General features: G+C 59.1%; 16 protein-coding genes and 2 tRNA genes. 11 read left to right on the top strand and 7 right to left on the bottom strand.

Going from position 1 to position 20467, the window contains the following annotated elements; genetic code table 11:
• Positions 1–76: 76 nt before the first annotated feature.
• A tRNA-Asp gene (locus WD430_RS05805) sits at positions 77–149 on the bottom strand.
• A 451-nt stretch (positions 150–600) separates the two neighbouring features.
• Positions 601–673 (bottom strand) — tRNA-Asp (locus tag WD430_RS05800).
• A gap of 316 nt (positions 674–989) precedes the next feature.
• Here WD430_RS05800 and WD430_RS05795 point away from each other — a divergent pair.
• The 7 genes from WD430_RS05795 (at position 990) to WD430_RS05765 (ending at position 11036) form a co-directional block, all read left to right on the top strand.
• Complete coding sequence (locus tag WD430_RS05795; RefSeq protein WP_339105071.1) at positions 990–1217, top strand: DNA-directed RNA polymerase subunit H; 228 nt, start codon at positions 990–992, stop codon at positions 1215–1217.
• Positions 1218–2792: a DNA-directed RNA polymerase subunit B'' gene (locus tag WD430_RS05790; protein WP_339105070.1), complete on the top strand. Its 1575-nt coding sequence runs from the start codon at positions 1218–1220 to the stop codon at positions 2790–2792. It begins immediately after the preceding gene.
• 6 nt (positions 2793–2798) lie between these two features.
• The gene (gene rpoB / locus WD430_RS05785; protein ID WP_339105069.1) at positions 2799–4628 is read left to right on the top strand and encodes a DNA-directed RNA polymerase subunit B; all 1830 of its coding nucleotides are present in this window, start codon (positions 2799–2801) and stop codon (positions 4626–4628) included.
• A 3-nt stretch (positions 4629–4631) separates the two neighbouring features.
• Positions 4632–7556, top strand: coding sequence for a DNA-directed RNA polymerase subunit A' (locus tag WD430_RS05780; RefSeq protein WP_339105068.1), 2925 nt, complete (start codon positions 4632–4634; stop codon positions 7554–7556).
• Complete coding sequence (gene rpoA2 / locus WD430_RS05775; RefSeq protein ID WP_339105067.1) at positions 7549–8742, top strand: DNA-directed RNA polymerase subunit A''; 1194 nt, start codon at positions 7549–7551, stop codon at positions 8740–8742. The genes WD430_RS05780 and rpoA2 overlap by 8 nt, the downstream gene beginning before the upstream one ends.
• Before the next feature lie 3 nt (positions 8743–8745).
• Positions 8746–9186 (top strand): NusA-like transcription termination signal-binding factor, encoded by a 441-nt coding sequence (locus WD430_RS05770; protein ID WP_339105066.1) that lies wholly within the window; start codon positions 8746–8748, stop codon positions 9184–9186.
• A 338-nt stretch (positions 9187–9524) separates the two neighbouring features.
• Positions 9525–11036: an aldehyde dehydrogenase family protein gene (locus WD430_RS05765; protein WP_339105065.1), complete on the top strand. Its 1512-nt coding sequence runs from the start codon at positions 9525–9527 to the stop codon at positions 11034–11036.
• A 65-nt stretch (positions 11037–11101) separates the two neighbouring features.
• On the opposite strand, the gene WD430_RS05760 is transcribed toward WD430_RS05765, so the two are convergent.
• Positions 11102–11755, bottom strand: a complete 654-nt coding sequence (locus WD430_RS05760) for a 4-vinyl reductase (RefSeq protein ID WP_339105064.1) — start codon at positions 11753–11755, stop codon at positions 11102–11104.
• A gap of 374 nt (positions 11756–12129) precedes the next feature.
• On the opposite strand from WD430_RS05760, the gene WD430_RS05755 reads away from it, so the two are divergent.
• Both WD430_RS05755 and WD430_RS05750 read left to right on the top strand, forming a co-directional pair.
• Complete coding sequence (locus WD430_RS05755) at positions 12130–12558, top strand: 30S ribosomal protein S12 (RefSeq protein ID WP_005580585.1); 429 nt, start codon at positions 12130–12132, stop codon at positions 12556–12558.
• Between the two features lie 2 nt (positions 12559–12560).
• Positions 12561–13169, top strand: a complete 609-nt coding sequence (locus tag WD430_RS05750) for a 30S ribosomal protein S7 (RefSeq protein ID WP_339105063.1) — start codon at positions 12561–12563, stop codon at positions 13167–13169.
• A gap of 254 nt (positions 13170–13423) precedes the next feature.
• On the opposite strand, the gene WD430_RS05745 is transcribed toward WD430_RS05750, so the two are convergent.
• Positions 13424–14977: a hypothetical protein gene (locus WD430_RS05745; RefSeq protein ID WP_339105062.1), complete on the bottom strand. Its 1554-nt coding sequence runs from the start codon at positions 14975–14977 to the stop codon at positions 13424–13426.
• 656 nt (positions 14978–15633) lie between these two features.
• Between WD430_RS05745 and WD430_RS05740 the strand changes: the two genes are divergently transcribed.
• Entirely contained in the window at positions 15634–16200 is a 567-nt protein-coding gene (locus WD430_RS05740) for a HalX domain-containing protein (RefSeq protein ID WP_339105061.1), read from the top strand.
• A 148-nt stretch (positions 16201–16348) separates the two neighbouring features.
• Complete coding sequence (locus tag WD430_RS05735) at positions 16349–16477, top strand: hypothetical protein (RefSeq protein ID WP_339105060.1); 129 nt, start codon at positions 16349–16351, stop codon at positions 16475–16477.
• Positions 16478–16480: 3 nt separating this feature from the next.
• Here the strand turns inward: WD430_RS05735 and WD430_RS05730 are convergent, their stop codons facing one another.
• The 3 genes from WD430_RS05730 to WD430_RS05720 form a co-directional block, all read right to left on the bottom strand.
• Positions 16481–18091, bottom strand: coding sequence for a hypothetical protein (locus tag WD430_RS05730; RefSeq protein ID WP_339105059.1), 1611 nt, complete (start codon positions 18089–18091; stop codon positions 16481–16483).
• A 532-nt stretch (positions 18092–18623) separates the two neighbouring features.
• Positions 18624–19349 (bottom strand): hypothetical protein, encoded by a 726-nt coding sequence (locus tag WD430_RS05725; protein ID WP_339105058.1) that lies wholly within the window; start codon positions 19347–19349, stop codon positions 18624–18626.
• A 132-nt stretch (positions 19350–19481) separates the two neighbouring features.
• A complete protein-coding gene (locus WD430_RS05720) occupies positions 19482–20252 on the bottom strand; it encodes a DUF5781 family protein (RefSeq protein ID WP_339105057.1) in 771 nt (256 codons plus the stop codon).
• Between the last annotated feature and the right edge of the window lie 215 nt (positions 20253–20467).

The raw sequence follows: 20467 nt of genomic DNA, 5'->3' as shown, positions 1-20467 counted from the left end.
CGTATCGAATAACAATCCTCGGTTGAACAATATGATATGTTACACGATACTGATCAGAATGATTCGCGGAAGAAGACGCCCGGAGCGGGATTTGAACCCGCGTCACAACCGTGACAGGGTTGTATGATGGGCCACTACACCATCCGGGCTTCCAACGCAACTCATCGTTTCCCGGTGACGGTATTAAGGGTTGTGTTCTGGATATTATTCAGCTACCTTATCATTTTTAGAGTCGATCTCCGTATGGAACGACTAGGCGAGCTGACTCCGGAGAACTCTGGCGTTGAATTGAAACTTACGTATTTGCTGATGCCAGCGATCGCTCGTCGATTGTCCCTCGGCGAATCAGTGTCAGCAACACTGCCTCCAAGAGACTCGAATACTGAGTACACGAACCGTTCATGATATAGAATGGTTCGCGGAAGAAGACGCCCGGAGCGGGATTTGAACCCGGCAGAGACGTTCCGGGCTGCGGTCTCACTCCGTTCGACCGGTCCGGGCGTGCGACTCTTTGTTTTCAAATCCCATTCGGCGTTTCCCGAAATTCGATTGTTCGCAACACAGCAAGCTGGTTGCTCATGGGTTTGAATTTCGAGAAAGCGCCCGGAGCGGGATTTGAACCCGCGTCACAACCGTGACAGGGTTGTATGATGGGCCACTACACCATCCGGGCTTCCAACGCAACTCATCGTTTCCCGGTGATAGTATTAAGGCTTTTCAATCGATTACCGTGTGGTAGGGCGACTCGAGCCACAGCGCCGCTCTCGAGCCGTCCTGTGTAACCTCTTCACATGCTCCACAAGGAATTTAACTGATACCGAGGTAGTATCGCATGTGATCGGTGCCTCCGGTCAGGGCCGCCCCGGTCGGATAGCGGCGCTTCCCGGTCGAGTTAGTAACCGTTAAATGCGTCCCGGCGGTATTCTGCTGTAGTATCTCGTGACAGCCGCTTCTCTCCCGATAGCCGACACGCACACTAACCCCAACACATGGTAGACGTAAGCCAACACGAACTCGTTCCGGAGCACACCGTACTCGACGAGGACACGCTCGACGAGGTCCTCGACGAGTATGCCATCGACCGCACAGACCTGCCGAAAATCAAGCGCAGCGATCCCGCCCTCCCGGACGAGGCGGAGATCGGCGACGTTATCAAGATCGTTCGGAACTCACGCACAACCGATCAGGCAGTCGTATACCGACTCGTGGTGGAATAAATGTCAATGGAACTCGATCGCGAGAAACGGCGAGAGATCTCGCGCGAATACTTCGCGAAGGAACGGATCGCCGAACACCACTACCGATCGTTCAACGCCTTCCTCAACCGAGGGATGCAGGAGGTCGTCGACGAGAAGGAGACGATCGACACGGACATCGGTGACAAGGAAGGGGAGGAGCCCGTTCACGTCAAGCTCGGCGACGTCCGCGTCGTGACGCCCCGCGTCAGGGAGGCGGACGGCTCGGAGGAACTGCTCTACCCGCAGGAAGCCCGACTACGGAACATCACCTACTCCGCGCCGGTGTTCATGGAGATGTCCATCGTCAAGGGCGAGGAGGGCGACCAGCGGGTCGTCGACTCCACGGAGACGAAGATCGGCCGGATGCCGATCATGGTCGGCTCCGACAAGTGTAACATCGCCGGCTTCTCGGACGAGGAACTCGTCGAGATCGGCGAGGACCCTGCAGACCCAGGCGGGTACTTCATCGTCAACGGCTCCGAGCGGGTGCTGATGACCAGCGAGGACCTCGCACCCAACAAGATCCTCGCCGAATACGACACCAAGTACGGCGACGAGATCCAGGTCGCCAAGACCTTCTCTCAGCGCCGCGGCTACCGCGCACTCGTTCTCTGTGAGCGAAACCGCGAGGGCCTGCTCGAGGTCTCGTTCCCGTCGGTATCGGGCTCGATCAACTTCGTCACGCTCGTCCGCGCGCTGGGCCTCGAGAGCGACGAGGAGATCGTCCACAAGGTCTCGAACGATCCCGAGGTCGTCAAGTACATGCTCGAGAACCTCGAGGCCGCCGAGGTCCAGAGCGAGGAGGAGGCCATCGAGGAGCTCGGGAAGCGCGTCGCTTCCGGTCAGGGCAAGAACTACCAGCTCAAGCGCGCGAACTACGTCATCGACCGCTACCTCCTGCCGCACCTCCACGAGGACGGCGTCGAGGAGGAGGACGTTCGGATCAACAAGGCCCACTACCTCTGCCGGATGGCCGAGGCCTGCTTCGAGCTCGCACTGGGTCGGCGCGACTCGGACGACAAGGACCACTACGCGAACAAGCGCCTGAAGGTCAGCGGCGACCTGATGAAGGACCTCTTCCGGACCGCGCTGAACAAGCTGGCCCGGGACGTCAAGTACCAGCTCGAGCGCGCCAACATGCGCAACCGGAACCTCTCGGTCTCGACGGTCGTCCGCTCGGACGTCCTGACCGAGCGACTCGAGCACCCGATCGCGACGGGCAACTGGGTCGGCGGCCGCTCCGGCGTCTCGCAGCTGGTCGACCGGACCGACTTCATGGGCGTTCTGAGCCACCTGCGGCGCCTTCGCTCGCCGCTGTCGCGCTCGCAACCGCACTTCGAGGCGCGGGACCTGCACGCGACCCAATGGGGTCGCATCGGTCCCTCCGAGACGCCGGAGGGCCCGAACTGTGGACTGGTGAAGAACTTCGCGCAGTCGATGGAGCTCTCCCAGAACGTCGAGGACGAACAGGAACTCAAACGCGAACTGGCATCGATGGGCGTCGAGGGGATTCCCGGCCTCGAGGGCATCGAACGATCGACCGCAGACGACTGATCAATCATGAGCAGCCAACAACGAGACGCGAAGGTATACGTCAACGGGTCGCTGGTGGGGACACACCCGGACCCGCACGAGCTAGCCGAACAGATCCGCGAAGCGCGACGCATCGGCGACGTCAGCGAGATGGTCAACGTCTCGGTGAAAGAGCGCACCCGCGAAGTGATCGTCAACGCCGACGCCGGCCGCGCGCGACGACCGCTGCTGGTCGTCGAAAACGGCGAACCGCGAGTCTCCCAGCAGGAGATCGAGGCGTTGCAGGACGGTGATCTCGAGTTCGAGGACCTCGTCGAGCACGGCTACGTCGAGTTCATCGACGCCGAGGAGGAAGAGGACATCCTCGTGGCCGTCGACGAGGAACACCTCACCGAGAAGCACACCCACCTCGAGATCGACCCGTCGCTGATCTTCTCGATCGGTGCGGGGATGATCCCCTACCCCGAGCACAACGCCTCGCCGCGTATTACGATGGGTGCGGGGATGATCAAGCAGTCGCTGGGACTGCCGAGCGCGAACTACCGAATCCGGCCGGACACGCGCCAGCACCTGCTGCACTACCCGCAGCTCTCGATGGTGAAAACCCAGACGACCGAACAGATCGGCTACGACGAGCGCCCCGCGGCGCAGAACTTCGTCGTCGCCGTGATGAGCTACGAGGGGTTCAACATCGAGGACGCGCTGGTCATGAACAAAGCGTCCGTCGAGCGCGCGCTCGCCCGGTCGCACTTCTTCCGGACCTACGAGGGCGAGGAACGTCGCTACCCCGGCGGCCAGGAAGACCGCTTCGAGATCCCCTCCCAGGACGTCCGCGGAGCTCGCGGCGAGGACGCGTACAACCACTTGGACGAGGACGGACTCGTGAACCCGGAGACGGAGGTCGACGAAAACTCCGTCCTGCTGGGGAAGACCTCCCCGCCGCGGTTCTTAGAGGAGCCCGACGACATGGGCGGGCTCTCGCCCCAGAAGCGCCGCGAGACGTCCGTCACCATGCGATCCGGTGAATCGGGCGTCGTCGACACCGTCACTCTCATGGAGGGCGAGGACGGCTCGAAGCTCTCGAAGGTCTCCGTGCGCGACGAACGGATCCCCGAACTCGGGGACAAGTTCGCCAGCCGGCACGGCCAGAAGGGCGTCGTCGGCCACCTCGCACCACAGGAGGACATGCCCTTCACCGAGGAGGGCGTCGTCCCCGACCTCGTGCTCAACCCGCACGCGCTTCCATCGCGGATGACCGTCGGACACATCCTCGAGATGATCGGCGGCAAACTCGGCTCGATGGAGGGTCGACGCGTCGACGGGACGCCGTTCCTCGGCGAGGACGAGGACGAACTCCGCGAGGGCCTCGAGGAGGCCGGCTTCGACTCCGCGGGGAAGGAGACCATGTACTCCGGGGTCACCGGCGAAAAGATCGAGGCCGAGATCTTCGTCGGCGTGATCTTCTACCAGAAGCTCTACCACATGGTCTCGAACAAACTGCACGCCCGCTCTCGCGGGCCGGTGCAGGTGCTGACCCGCCAGCCGACGGAGGGACGCGCCCGCGAGGGCGGACTCCGTATCGGGGAGATGGAACGCGACGTGTTCATCGGCCACGGGGCCGCGATGACGCTGAAGGAACGACTGCTGGACGAGTCCGACCGCGAGTTCATCCACGTCTGTGCGAACTGCGGGATGAGCGCGGTCGAAAACGTCGAACAACGGCGCGTCTACTGTCCGAACTGCGACGAGGAAACCGATATCCACGAGATCGAGATGAGCTACGCGTTCAAGCTCCTGCTCGACGAGATGAAGGCGCTGGGTATCGCACCGCGACTGGAACTGGAAGACGCCGTCTAAACAATGCAAAACAGTACACCCAAAGACATCGGACAACTCTCGTTCGGGCTCATGCAGCCCGAAGAGTACCGGGAGATGAGCGCGACGAAGATCATCACCGCCGACACCTACGACGACGACGGCTTCCCCATCGACATGGGGTTGATGGATCCGCGACTCGGCGTGATCGACCCCGGCCTCGAGTGCAAGACCTGCGGCAAGCACTCGGGTTCGTGTAACGGACACTTCGGACACATCGAACTGGCCGCGCCGGTCATCCACGTCGGCTTCACGAAGCTCATCCGACGGCTCCTGCGGGGGACCTGTCGGGAGTGTTCGAAACTCCTGCTCACCGAGGACGAGCGCGACGAGTTCCGCGCGGATATCACGGAGTCGCGCAAGCTCGGTCGCGACCTGAACGACGTCACCAAGGCCGCGATCCGGCAGGCCCGCAAGAAGGATCGCTGTCCGTTCTGCGGCGAGATCCAGTACGACATCGACCACGAGAAGCCGACCACCTACTACGAGGTCCAGCAGGTCCTGACCAGCGAGTACTCCCAGGAGATCGCGGCCGCGATGCAGGGCGAGGGCGAGGACGCCGAGCGGATGTCGCCCGACGAACTCGCCGAGCAGACCGACATCGACCTCACCCGGATCAACGAGATCCTCTCGGGGTCGTTCCGTCCCCGCGAGAGCCAGCGCAAGGCCATCGAGAAGGCCCTGGACATCGATCTCACCGAGGAGGACACGAACAAGCTGATGCCCTCGGACATCCGGGACTGGTTCGAGAACATCCCGGACGAGGACATCAAGGTACTCGGGATCGATCCCGAGAAGTCCCGACCGGAGTGGATGATCCTGACGGTGCTGCCCGTTCCGCCGGTCACCGCACGGCCGTCGATCACGCTCGACAACGGCCAGCGCTCCGAGGACGACCTGACCCACAAGCTGGTCGACATCATCCGGATCAACCAGCGGTTCATGGAGAACCGCGAGGCGGGAGCGCCCCAGCTGATCATCGAGGACCTCTGGGAGCTGCTCCAGTACCACGTCACCACCTTCATGGACAACGAGATCTCGGGTACGCCGCCGGCTCGCCACCGCTCCGGCCGGCCGCTCAAGACCCTCTCCCAGCGCCTGAAGGGCAAGGAGGGGCGCTTCCGCGGTTCGCTCTCCGGGAAGCGCGTGAACTTCTCGGCTCGGACCGTCATCTCCCCGGACCCGACCCTCTCGCTCAACGAGGTCGGGGTTCCGGACCGGGTCGCCAAGGAGATGACCCAGACGATGAACGTCACCGAGCGGAACCTCGATGAGGCCCGTCGGTTCGTCTCGAACGGCCCCGAGGGTCACCCCGGCGCGAACTACGTCCGGCGACCGGACGGCCGCCGACTGAAGGTCACCGAGAAGAACTGCGAACAGCTCGCCGAGAAGGTCGAGGCCGGCTGGGAGGTCAACCGCCACCTCATCGACGGCGACATCGTCATCTTCAACCGCCAGCCGTCGCTCCACCGGATGTCGATCATGGCCCACGAGGTCGTGGTCATGCCGTACAAGACCTTCCGGCTGAACACCGTCGTCTGTCCGCCGTACAACGCCGACTTCGACGGCGACGAGATGAACATGCACGCCCTCCAGAACGAGGAGGCCCGGGCCGAGGCCCGCGTGCTCATGCGCGTCCAGGAACAGATCCTGAGCCCGCGCTTCGGGGAGAACATCATCGGCGCAATTCAGGACCACATCAGTGGGACGTACCTGCTCACCCACGACAACCCGCGGTTCAACGAGACGCAGGCCCTCGACCTCCTGCGCGCGACCCGAATCGACGAACTGCCGGAGCCGAGCGGCATCGACGACGAGGGCGAGCCGTTCTGGACCGGCCACGACGTCTTCTCCGAACTGCTGCCCGACGATCTGAACCTCGAGTTTACGGGTACGATCGGCGAGCCGGTCGTCATCGAGGACGGCCAGCTCATCGAGGGCACCATCGCCGAGGACGAGGTCGGCGAGTTCGGCGGCGAGATCGTCGACACCATCACGAAGGTCTACGGCAACACCCGCGCCCGGATCTTCGTCAACGAGGTCTCGACGCTGGCGATGCGCGCGATCATGCACTTCGGGTTCTCGATCGGGATCGACGACGAGACCATCCCCGAGGAGGCCCGGGAACGCATCGACGAGACCATCGAGGACGCCAACGACCGCGTCGAAGAGCTCATCGAAGCCTACGAGAACAACGAACTCGAGAGCCTGCCGGGTCGGACGATCGACGAGACCCTCGAGATGAAGATCATGCAGACGCTCTCGCGTGCGCGTGACAACGCGGGGAACATCGCCGACGAGCACTTCGACAACGACAACCCCGCGGTCGTCATGGCCGACTCCGGTGCGCGCGGATCGATGCTGAACCTGACTCAGATGGCCGGCGCCGTCGGCCAGCAGGCGGTTCGGGGCGAACGGATCAACCGCGGCTACGAGGATCGGACCCTCAGCCACTACGAACCGAACGACCTCTCCGCGGAGGCCCACGGCTTCGTCGAGAACTCCTACACCAGCGGCCTGACCCCGCGGGAGTTCTTCTTCCACGCGATGGGTGGCCGCGAGGGCCTGGTCGACACCGCAGTCCGTACCTCCAAGTCCGGCTACCTGCAGCGCCGGCTGATCAACGCGCTGTCGGAGCTCGAGACCCAGTACGACGGCACCGTCCGCGACACTTCGGACACGATCGTCCAGTTCGAGTTCGGCGAGGACGGCACCTCGCCGGTCAAGGTCTCCTCCGACAACGACAACGAGATCGACGTCGAAGCGATCGCCGACCGCGTCCTCGACTCGGAGTTCGCCTCCGAGGAAGAGCGAGACGAGTTCCTCGGCCTCAGAACGGAGCCGACGAACCTCTCCGAGCACGCGGACAATCGCCTGCTCGAGGGCTCGGAGGTGACCTCCGATGACTAACGTCGAGTACGACGTCGACGACGACACGATCGCGGTCGTCGAGGACACCGACCTCCCGCGCCGGCTCAAGGACGAGGTCTACGAGACCCTCGAGGGTCGCGGCGACGCCACCGTCGAGGACGCCGACGAACTCGCGAAGGCCGTCGAGGACCGCTACCTCGACACCCGCGTCGATCCGCTCGACCCCGTCGGGACCGTCTCGGCCCAGTCGATCGGCGAACCCGGGACCCAGCTGACGATGAACACGTTCCACTACGCGGGGGTCGCCGAGATCGACGTGACCCAGGGGCTGCCGCGGCTGATCGAGCTGGTCGACGCCCGGAAGACCCCGGACACGCCGATGATGACCGTCTACCTCGAGGACGAGTACGCGACCGAGCGCGAGAAGGCCCACGAGGTCGTCTGGAACATCGAGGCCACCAAGATCCTCGCGCTGGGCGACGTCTCGACGAACGTCGCGGACATGCGCGTCCAGATCTCGCTCAACGAGGACACGCTCCGCGAGCGAATGATCACGCCCGAGGAAGTCGCCGAGATCATCGAGGACAACCTCGGCGTGAGCACGGTCCAGCAGGGGACCGAGATCCAGTTCGGTCCCGAGGAACCGTCCTACCGGGACCTGCTCCAGCTGGTCGAGGAACTCCGCGACATCACGTTCAAGGGGATCGAGGAGATCTCCCGGGTCGTCATCCGCCGCGAGGAACTCGAGGAGGGCGAGCAGTTCGTCCTCTACACCGAGGGGTCGGCCTTCGGCGACGTCTTGGAGATCGAGGGCGTCGACGCCTCGCGGACGACGTGTAACAACATCCACGAGATCCACCGCAACCTCGGCATCGAGGCCGCCCGCGAAGCGATCATCGAGGAGACGAACAACACGCTGGCCGAGCAGGGGCTGGACGACGTCAACGTCCGCCACCTGATGCTCGTCGCCGACATCATGACCAACCGGGGCGAGATCGAGTCGATCGGTCGCCACGGCATCTCGGGCTCGAAGGAGTCCGTGCTCGCCCGCGCGGCCTTCGAGGTCACGGTCAACCACCTGCTCAACGCCGCGATCCACGGCGAAGTCGACGAGCTCGACGGCGTCACGGAGAACGTCATCGTCGGGAAACCGATCAAGCTCGGCACCGGCGACGTCGACCTCCGGATGGGATCGACGAGTTCCGGAAGCAGCCAGGCCGACTAATCGATGGGCGTCACCCTCGACGACGACGCCCGTCAGTACCTGGCCGCCTTCGAGGACGTCACCGACGTCAGCGGCCAGGACTGTCTGGTCACCGACGCGCCGGCGGCCGACGCCGACGAGCGACTGACCGTCGTCGTCTCGAGCGGACAGATGAGCGAGGCGATCGGTCCCGGCGGTCGAACCGTCAAGCGGTACGAGGAACGCGTCGGCAAGCCCGTCAGACTCGTCGAAGACGCCGACGATCCGGAGGCGTTCGTCGCCAACGCGCTCTCGCCGGCGGCGGTGTACAACGTGACGATCAGCGAAAACGAGGACACCGTCGCCTACGTCGAGGTCGCCGAAGAGGACCGCGGCGTCGCCATCGGTTCGAACGGCCGAACGATCGACACCGCGCGGACGCTCGCGGACCGTCATTTCGGGATCGACGACGTACAGCTCATCTAACTTTTTCGACGCGCTATCGATTTCTCTCCAGCGAACTCCCCGTTGACCGGACGGTTCTCCCTGCAACCGGAATCGGTCGCGGACTCGCAGTGGTAGCAAATGCGATCCGTGCCCCGCGAAACTGACGGGCAAGTAGCCTCGTAGTACCGAACTCGCGGGCGCAACGACGAAATAATCGCTCGAGCGCGCTCACGGAACGGTAGAGAGACTACGGATCTAGCGGCGAGACCGTACCGCGTCGATTTCCTATCGACATCTGAGAGTATCGGAAAGTGATCGGAAGTAGAGAATGTCATAACAGAATTAATAAGAAGATTCCATCGAGAGGGAGTATTCGTATGACGGATACGAGCAACTCAGCCGCTAGGGGGAGTGACGTAGACGAACTCGGAATCGCGCCGGAAAACGGGTGGAACGCCCTGTATCTCGACGGAGAGTGGGTCCCCGCCGGCGATCGAGACCTGATCGACGTCGAAAACCCCGCGACACGCACGACCCTGACGACGGTTCCCTCGGGTACCGAAGACGACGTCGACGAGGCGTACGCGATCGCGGATGCGGCGCAAGCGGAGTGGGCGGAGCGTCCGCCCCAAGAGCGGGCCGCGGTCGTGTCCGAGGCCTGCGAACTGCTGGGCGAGTACGCCGACGACCTCTCGACGCTGTTCGCGGTCGAATGTGGCGGCGTCCAGTTGAAAGCCGATTTCGAGATCCAGCTCGCACAGGGCACGATGGACGTCGGTGCCGGACTGGCGATGCGCGACGGCGGCCGGCGTAAGGACTCGGTCACGCCCGGAAAGGAGAACCTGCTCGTGCGCGAACCGGCCGGCGTCGTCGGCGTTATCACGCCGTGGAACTTCCCGCTGTACCTCACCAGCCGGGTCGTCGCGCCCGCGATCGCACTGGGCAATAGCGTGGTGGTAAAGCCGGACGAGCACACTCCGCTGACGGGCGGACTCGTGCTGGCAAGGGCCTTCGAAGAGGCCGGTCTCCCTGAGGGCGTCCTGAACGTCGTCCCCGGCTACGGCCACGAGATCGGCGATCACTTCTCGGGACATCCGGTCCCATCGGTGATGTCGTTTACCGGTTCCTCGGAAGTCGGACGAGGCGTCGGCCAGCGTGCCGTCGGATCGTACACGGAACCCGCGCTCGAACTGGGCGGGAACAACGCTCACGTCGTCCTTTCGGACGCCGATCTGGAGCGGGCGATCGATGCCGGCGCGTTCGGGTCGTTCACCCATCAGGGACAGGAGTGCATCTCGATCAATCGTCACCTCGTCCACGAATCGCTGTACGAGGAGTACGTGGCGGGGCTGGCCGACCGCGCCGAACAACTCCCAATCGGTGATCCGCTCGAGGAGGGAACCCTCGTCGGACCGGTCATCAACGAGAGCCAGCGCGACAAGATCGTCGGCTTCATCGAGGAGTCCCTAGAGCGGGGTGCGACGGTCGAGGCCGGTGGCGGCCACGACGGTCTGTTCGTCGAGCCCACGGTGTTGTCGGACGTCACCAACGATATGCCGGTCGCCTGCAACGAGCACTTCGGGCCGGTCGCGCCGGTCATCCCCTTCGAGACCGACGAGGAAGCGATCCGGCTGGTTAACGACACCGAGTACGGCCTGTCGGGATCGGTTCACTCGACAGACGTCGCTCGGGCGCGCGACGTGGCCGACGCGATGGAGACGGGCATGGTCCACATCAACGACCAGCCGTTGAACGACGAACCGCACGTCGCGTTCGGCGGCGTCGGCGCGTCGGGAATGGGTCGGTACAACGACGAGTGGATCTTGGAAACCTTGACGTCGATGAAGTGGATTTCGATCCAACGCGAACCTCGAGAGTACCCGTACTGACCGGCTATCGCTCCTGAACCGGATCGTTTCGGATACCCGTGACGCCAGTCACGATGGGGCTGTAATCAGAGCCACTCGACGCGATACTCGCAGTGGCGATCTCCGTCCGATCGACACTGGTCGCCGACTTCCTCGACCTCGACGGGATTGTCGGCGAACTTCTTCGCGACGCCCCTGATCAGCCCCTTATCGAATTCGCACGGATAGGGGTTCTCACAGATCATAATGCCCTCGTTCGGCCCTTCCTGTTGGAACTCATAGGAACCGATTTCGCTGCCGCGGTGGTTCTGCTGATACGCCGTATCGATCCCCCGTAGCGCGTTATCGACCTCGGAAAGCTCCGGTGGAAATTCGACGTGCTCCGGGACGTTTTGTCCCATATTCCGCATTCTGACGCCGCCGTATTCGTCGCGCATATCGTACAGCATGGCGAGCGGAATCTCGAGCGGATACCACTCATCGGGCTCGATGTCCTCGAGTCCGTACTCGGCGAGTTTATTGGCGATCTGTTTGCCTACGAACGAGGAGACCGATTCGCCCGCAGCGACGTACGACAGGGGACTCCGACCGATCACTTCCGAGTCCTCGAGCGACCCGTCGAATCCGATTCGACCGTCTACCGTCGGTGATTCATCATTAGACTGAGACTCATCGCCAGAGAGACCGACGAGTCGCTTGAACAAGGACGTGGTAACGAATACCGTATTGGTTGTAGCCATAACGAGTAGAGATCACAACCAATCTAACTAATAACTTCTAGTAAGTTATTATATTTGATAATGAGTAGCGACCGACGTTTCCGAGGCAGAACGATCGAAAGCCACGGAGTCTTCCGACTGCTCCTGCAGTAATTTCCCGTCGGTTCGTCGCTCCTCTCGGGGCAGTACCGGTCTCAGTTCTGTGTCGAGTGTCCCCTTCAGAGCGGGATTCATCCGTCGTAGCTCGGGTATCGAACTGGCGCGGACGGCCCGAGAGCTGTTACTTGCTGGCGAAACCCGCTCAGATTCCTTCGTCGACCCCGATTGGGCGCTCTCGAGCCGTAACGCCGATTCGAAACGGGTCGCTTAAGTGCCTTCGTCGGATAGCGACGCCCATGGCAAACGGCAAATACGCCGCGCGCAAACTCAAGAAGGACCGCCAGAACCAGCGGTGGTCCGACTCCGACTATGCGCGCCGCGCACGAGGCCTCCGCGAGAAGTCCGACCCGCTCGAGGGTGCTCCGCAGGGCCGCGGCATCGTCCTCGAAAAAGTTGGTATCGAAGCCAAACAGCCCAACTCGGCGATCCGAAAGTGCGTCCGAGTGCAGCTGATCAAGAACGGCAAACAGGTCACCGCGTTCTGTCCCGGTGACGGCGCCATCTCGTTCATCGACGAACACGACGAAGTCACCATCGCCGGGATCGGTGGGGCGAAGGGTCGTGCGATGGGCGACCTCTCCGGCGTCAACTACAAGGTCGACAAGGTCAACGGCGTCGCACTGAAGGAACTCGTTCGCGGAAACGCGGAGAAACCGGTGCGATAACCATGGCGGCAGAAGACCAACCCGATCCGGACGCCCCCGCGGGCGGGGCGGACGTCGGTGCGAAGCTGTTCGGTACCTGGGAGATCGAAGAGATCGCCTACGAGGACCCCTCGACCGAACGCTACATCACGGTGACCCCGGTCGCACACACCGCCGGTCGTCACGCCAGCAAGCAGTTCAAGAAGTCTCAGATCTCGATCGTCGAGCGGTTCATCAACCGTCTGATGCAGACCGAGGAGAACACGGGCAAGAAACAGAAGACGCTCAACCACGTCCGTGACGCGTTCGAACTCATCCACGAGCGCACCGACGAGAACCCCATTCAGGTGCTCGTGACCGCCGTCGAGAACGCCGCTCCCCGCGAGGAGACCGTCCGCCTGAAGTACGGCGGCATCTCGGTCCCCAAGGCCGTCGACGTCGCGCCCCAGCGTCGCGTCGACCAGGCCCTGAAGTTCCTCGCCGAAGGCGTCTACAACGACTCGTTCAAGACGCCCACGCCGGTCGAAGAGGCCATCGCCAACCAGCTCGTCGGCGCGGCCAACTACGACGTCCAGACCTACGCAGTCAGTCAGAAAGAAGAGAAAGAGCGCGTCGCGGCGGCTGCACGCTAAGCGATCGCCGGTTTCTCTCTTCGATTCGTTCTCTCGACCGTCCAGCAGCGGGTCTCGAGACGGTCGGCTACAGTTCGCTGGTCTTGATCTCGGTACTCCAGCGGAGCTCTCCCTCGAGGAGGACTGGAAACGTTTCTCTGTTGAGGAAGTCGATGAGGTCCGCCTTCGGAACGTGCTGGAATGATATCCTCCTAGAACGAGAGAGGAGGAATCCGGGACTGAGAGATATGGTGTATAGATCGACTCCGGGTCTGTTATAGGTCCTTTAGCTGTATTCCATCACTTAATTGGAATTTCCCGTCTAGCAGAACTGGAAACCGGTCTGAATTGATGAATTTGACTAACTGTGGTTTTTCGACGGAAATAGGACCGATCTGATTAGGTGAGATATGATACTCTTCTATTGGATCTAAGTACGGAATGAAAAGACTCCCTTTTTGCTCTCTATTTCCGGAATACGATTTGATACTAATAGAATACGTATCTTCGTGAGTATCGATAGAGTATATATTCCAGAGTCCGGTCTCTGACTGTGTTATCGTTTTCTTCCCATTACCGAGAATATGATATTGGTTCCCGACATCGGTTTCCATCCGTGTAATATCTAGTGACGCATAGAGTGAGTAGCCGTGATTGAGTAGATGCGAAATGGTACGTCCGATTCGGACTGCCTCTTTGTTAGCAACCGAATCGAGTGTAACGATTCCACTGATACTCCCCGCTTCGATGAGTTGTAACCCCTGATCATGTGATTGACATGCATTAAGAAGGAAGGTTTTCGCACCAACTGATTCGACGGTCGTGGCATCAAATTGTCCGTTCGAGCACCGGAACCCGTCTGTATCAATATGGCCAATATAGTGGAGCAAATCACTCTCCCGAGCGAGTACCTCTTCGAATTCGGCTGTTGTAAGGTCTTGGTAGACCGTAATATTGAACGGAAGGTAATCACGATCCCCGTATGTACTGTAGACCGTCACGAGTTCCTCGCGCATTGCTTGGTCGTTACAAACGACGACGATTTCAAGTGGTCCGTTACGAGGCGTCTGATCTATCCCGTTTTCATATGCCGAGAGCGATACCGTGCTCGTGATTTCGGTATTTCCATCGTCCCACGATTGCGATGCGGTAGCGGCTTTTGATTCGTATTCGCCGGTCGTATCAGTCCCTGTTTCTCGGAGATCTATCGAAGGAGATGGAGTACCCTTGTTTTCGACAGTGATTGTCCCGAGATCTGCTACAGTAAATGGAAGGAATTCTATATGGTCCGGAATCGTTCTTAGTTGAGTTTCAAGACGCCATTCCGGAAGATACGGCGCTATCTTCTCAAAGGGTACACTGAGATATGCCTCAAGTTGTTCTGTTAATGGTTGACCGTAAACCCCTTCAATATCGAATTCAAGTACTGGCTCGAGCGCTTGACGTTCGTGTAACCGAATTGGGGTTGATCCTTCCGTCCGAACAATACAGTCGAGAAGAAAAACCTGCCTTACAATACGGCTAACCGTCTTGTCAAACTCATACTCTGATTCGAGCGAATAGGAAAACCCACTATCAGTAATGAGTCGGGGCGTAGACCCTTGGACGATCTCTGCCCCAAGGTAGTACGCTAGCGGTGCAGCAATGAAGACGTGGCGAAGGGATGGTGGTACTTCAATTCTCACCCCCGTATTCGGGAGGGTCAATTCGTCTGGAACGTCAAGTTTGCTGTCCACCGTTATCGTGGGTGGATGTCCACGGAGTGTCGGATACGATCGTTCGGACCCTGTCGTCTTCAAAGCCGAACCGAACGTCGAGACTGCTTGCATTACATCGGTTGGCTTTGTAGTCGTCGTAACTGTCGTCGCTGGTCGTGTATGATGAGACCGCGCGCTTACGGTTATTTGGCTTGGTTGTCCGAATGCAATAGCCGTCTTTCTATTGCTATTTTGAATTTCCACCTCACTATTCACGTTGATATATAGTTTGATACCTGTAGATATATCGAGCGTATATTCCTTTGCTGGTAGGTTACGTCGTTCGTTAAGTTGGACTTCATCTATTAACTCCCAATCAGAGTCCCGGATGTAGACGACATTGTTACTCGAGAGTTCGAATCCATCTGTCGCAATCTCCACCGCAGAATCCATCGTGTATGGTATTTTACTATCGGTGACTAGTTCCGGTGAAAGAGGAGTATTCGTTTCCAGTATACACTGTCTCCGTTCGATCGGATCTTTGACAACCAATCCCTTTTCAACTGCCTCAAATTTTGGTCTCATCAGTCGTAGTGTTTGACGAAAGATTACTCGGAGCCCTCGTCTTTCGTATCAAAATATGTATGTGCTATAGGGAATATACGTTATGGCTATCAATATGTTTCATACTTTCTATATTTATGTGTATCGAGTCATAGACTCAGAAGGTTCCCGTTTGGACCTGACCACATTTAATAGTATCTGCCCGCCCAGTACTGGTAGGAACTGTGTTGCTGAAATCTACCTCTCAACTGTTCATCGTCCATCCTACTCTCTCTCTTACTAGTCTAGAAACCGACCAGTCGCGGATTACGGCGACGACGCGGCAAGCAGACTTCGATCGATCGATCCTCGATCAGATCGACGACTGTTACGATCTCCTCGTTCTCGATTGGGAACTCGAGACGCCTGATGCTCGCGGTGTTCTCGATGCGTTTCGACAACAGGCTCCGAACACGCAGGTACTTGTACTTGCTGACGACGTCCCTAGCGACGATCCCGTTGACCGTGGTGCAGACGAACTTCTCGTTCGCCCTCTCTCCGACGAGACGTTGCAGTCGACGATCGAGCGTCTGCTTCTCCAGCAAGCCTACGAGACGGCGATGGACGAATTCTTTCGCCTCTCGACCGAGCGCGCCCTTCTCGAGAGCGAACTCCAGTCCGGACTCGACGTCATCGAGCGATACCAGTCCGTCATCTGTGACCTCTACGACGCTCGTGAACGGGCAGCAGCGATTCGCGACGAACTTTCGAGTGACGAATTCGATCAGGCACTTCGACAATTGCTCGAGTAGTATCTCTGTCCGGAGAAGCTGGTTTCCGTAGCAGCGATTGTTTTGCGTTGATTTTCAAACGATCATGTTATACAATAACACTATTATTTATTCATCGGATATATTAAAATAAATTTATAGTAGCCGGCGGGTATGTCTAAGGTGTACCATGGACGACCTAACCCAGTACCTGAAGAAGCACCCACGAATGATCGGCGTTCTGTTCACGATTGCAGTGGCCTTATCACAGGCTGGAACCGCGGCAGCTGGAGCTGGAGCCGGGTTCACCGGGATCTAATCGTTATAGACGCTCTACGTCGATCTCCTTGCTCCAGACAACTTTCCCGTCAATCACTACGGGAAACATTTCCATATCTAAGAAATCAGCGATCTGTTCTCTGGTGAGCGAGTAATCGCCCGATCTTCCAGAGACAAGAAAATAATCGTCTTCACCATCCAGATAGGGTATAAATAGACTCCCTTTTCGGAATTCCTTTTTCGTATATGTCTCTATATGCATGTTGAACGATTCGCCTTCGGTCTCAAGCATGCATACGAATGGAGGAGCAGTTTCTGATTGCGCTATTGTTGTCTTGCTGTTCCCGACTACGCAATACTGTTCACCAACTAAATTATCTTTCCGGGCAACATCTAATGCAGCGTGAAGTGGGAATCCTCGGTTCAATAGACGGGCGATCGTATCACCAATCTCAACTGCACTACTGTTGATAATCTCTGATATAGTTACTATTCCCCCCATACTCCCTGCCCTTACTAATTGTAACCCCTGATCATGGGATTGGCATGCATTAAGGAAAAATGCTTTAATATTTATTTCCCCTATCATAGACACATCTAGCTTTCCATCTGGGCACTGGAACCCCTTCTCATCTATATGGCCGATAAAATGAAAGAAGTCTACTTCTCTTGACAATATTGATCTCAATTCTTCTGTATTAGTATTGTAATGTATAGAAACGTCAAATGGTAGTTCAGCGCGGTTTCCATAAATACTATCAACCGCTTTAAGCTCTTCTCGCATCTCTGAATCATTACAAACAACAACAATCTCAATGGGATCGTCTCTTGGTGTTTGGCCGACACTGGTATAATAGGCAGAAAGGGGTGTGATACTCGTTATACTGGTTGTTCCTAAGCAGTCCCAGTGCTGTTTTATCGTTGGTGTATCTGATTGTATCTCTAGGGTATATGGGTCAGATGTTCCTCGAATTGGATCTGTACTTCGTGTGAAATCGCCTCTTGTAAACTCCTCAACAGCCTGAATTTGGGTTTCTGTTGCCTGTGCCGTTTCCTTTTGTCTACTCATGAGGGAGAGTGAATCCGCGAGAAACGGCAAAAATTCGACTTCTGAGGGATTTTCATGGATTTCTGTCTTTGATCTCCATTTTGGAATATGGGGTTCCATATCTCTGTAATCAACGTGGAGATATTCTTCTACTTGGTCAGCAATGTCCATCTCATATATTTCTTGGAGATCAAATTCGAGTTTCGGCTCAGCTAGTTGTTGTTCGTAGAGTGGAAGGGGAGTTGTCCCCTCAGTTCGAACCACACAGTCGAGGAAGAATATTAGTTTGAGAATGCGTTCTACTGACGACTCGAGTCCATCATTTCTATCTAGATGATATGTGAAACCGTTTTCTGTGGACAGGCGTGGGTCCGAACCCTGAACGACTTCAGCACCGAGGTAGTATGCTAACGGCGTAACAACAAATATACTGCCGAGGTCCGGCGGAACTTCGATCTGGATGCCAGTATCTGGTCGCTCGAATTTATCGGGAATGCTCAGTTCAGCACCGAGTTCAACAACTGGCGGGTGACCTCGAAGAGTCGGATAGGAACGTTCAGGCGTCGTTGACTTGAGTGCAGAGCCAAACGTCGAGACCGCTTGCATCACATCGGTCGCCTCAGAGGTAGTTGTGATTGTTCCTGCTGGACGTCTGTGGTAGGATCGTGCTCCGATAGTAGTTCGGGTCGATTCATCGAGCGTAATGTACGTTCGCTCGTTATCGGAGTAGATATAGACAGAACTCTCGACGCGAGCGTAGACTTTCAACGGCCCAGATAAATCGAGCGTGTAGGTGCCCGCGGGCAGTGACGATTGTTTGTTGGGGCGAACTTCAGCAATCATTGACCCATTTTCATCACGCACATAGACGCTCTCATTCGTGGGTAACGTGATCATCTCCGTCGTGATCTCGACGGCAGTGGTCACTGGAAACTGGATCCGGTCCGTATCCACTGGCTCGGGATCTACCGGATCGTGTGTCGTCAACTGATACCGGTGACGTTCGATCGGATCGATGATCTCGAGGCCGTCGTCGAGGGGGGCGAATTTCGGTTTCATAGCATCGGCGAGTGAGAGGGGGGCTGTGGCTGATCACTGGACGAGATAGTGGACGTGACGCTCGAGTGGCCGATAGGCGTTACGACTGCTCAATCGAGAGCCAGCCCGAGCTGTGGTCGCCGTCGTTGATCGTCCAGCGCTCCTGGAAGACGCCGTTTCGCTCCCGGAGTTCGATAACGATATCGAATACCGGCGTCAGGACCGATACGACGTCGGAGTCGCGGTCCATGGGGAGGTGGTAGTGGATCATCCCGTCGGCGTCTCGCGTGCGGCCGTTGGTCAGATGGGCGAACTTGAAGACGCGTTCGGCGCCGTACTCCTCGAGCAGCGGAACCAGCGAGTCGACGGCGACACGTAGCTCTCCGGGTGCGAGGCTGGTGTCGTCGTGTTCGAACTCCTTGATGGCGTCCGAGATGGCGATCCCGAGGTCAGCGAGCGTAGCGGTAGTGATCGGCGACTCGTCGTCCGAGACGGAGACGGACTCCATCGACTGTGCGCTGTTGTCGCTGGCGGCAGCGCTCCGAGAATGCGTCTCGTAGCTAACGCGTGTGGTCGTCGCTGGCTCGCTGTCGTCAGTGTCGACGAGGTGAGACATATTGTGACCCTCGCCGGTCGTCGAGACGAGGACGCGTCGGCGCGGCTGGGCGGTCGCCTGCCCCAGCAGGCGTTGACAGACGTCCCGTCGCTGTTCGGTTCGGACGGCGCCGACGACGAGCACGCTCGCCCCTTGGCGTTTCAACTGCGATAGCTCCGTCGTGAATTGCTCGTCGTCGGACCCGCTACCCCAGCCTTTGCGCGAGAACATCAATATATGTTAGCCTATTAGCGGGATCAAACATTAAATGTTCGGGTTGAAGTGAACCCGTGTGTGCGGGGTATCGCCTCGAGCGGACCTGCAGACCGGCTGTCGGCTTTCAGCCGGGAACGCTGGTGCCGATCAGTCCGCCGCGGGGCCGTCCGCTCGCGGTTCCGGGCTACTGACGTACGCGCGAGTGGCGTCGACGAGAACCTGCCGGTAGGTACTCGAGTCGGGGTCGCGGGCGAGTTCCCGGAAACGGCGTTTGAACCCCTCGAAATCGACGTCCGGTGCGTCCATCGCGGCGGCGTGTGCGAGGTCGTACAGTCGGTGGTCGTCGGCGACGAGGTCGTGCCGTTCGGCCAGCGCCAGTGCGAACGCGGCGTTGACGGCCGTAATCTCGGGATCGGAGCTCGCGGAGAGGCGCTCGAAACCGGGTCGGGACGGCGTCTCGGGGCGGTCGGCGACGGCCATCGCGAGGCTCGACTCGAGAAAGGAGAGCAGTTTCTCGCCGGGGCCGACCGCGAGCGTGATGTCGTCGGCGTAGATGTCCTTCATGTGGTTGGCGATCTGGTAGCAGTGAGCGAGTTTTCGCCGTTCGACGCTCTTGCCGGCCAGCGCGAGGAAGAGCACTTCCTCGGTGGACTGGGTGTGCGAGGGGTGTTCCTGTTCGTGTCTGGCCATGTGGGCGAACTCGTGGAGGGCCAGTTCGCGGGCCATGGCGCTCGAGGCGGCCTGCCGCGAGATGTTCAGGACGTGGCGGTCGTCGTAGTGGCCGGCCCAGGTTCGTTCGTCGGGATCGTCCCGGAGCTGGACGTCGACCGGTAGCGAGAGGTCGTGCTCGGTTTCGAAGAGGTCGCGGGCGCTGAGGAATGGAGAGGTCGGACCGGGTCCCTGTACGCGTATATTCATGTGTACGGATAGCAAGGGACCGAAGGATTTGACTCTTTTGTGCGTTCGCGTGCGATGGTCGGCCGGTCGGTCCGGCCGCGCAGCGCGCGTGGGCTCGAATCGATACCGGACCGATGACGGACCGGTTCGGAATCGGGCAGTTGGCCGGGACGAATACGTGGGATCACGCGGTTCTCTCGTCGATACCGCGCGGAACCGTGGGTTCGACGAGCGTC

Source organism: Haloterrigena sp. KLK7 (genome assembly GCF_037914945.1).
Taxonomy (GTDB): domain Archaea; phylum Halobacteriota; class Halobacteria; order Halobacteriales; family Natrialbaceae; genus Haloterrigena; species Haloterrigena salinisoli.
This window is presented reverse-complemented; position numbering and strand designations above follow the sequence as displayed.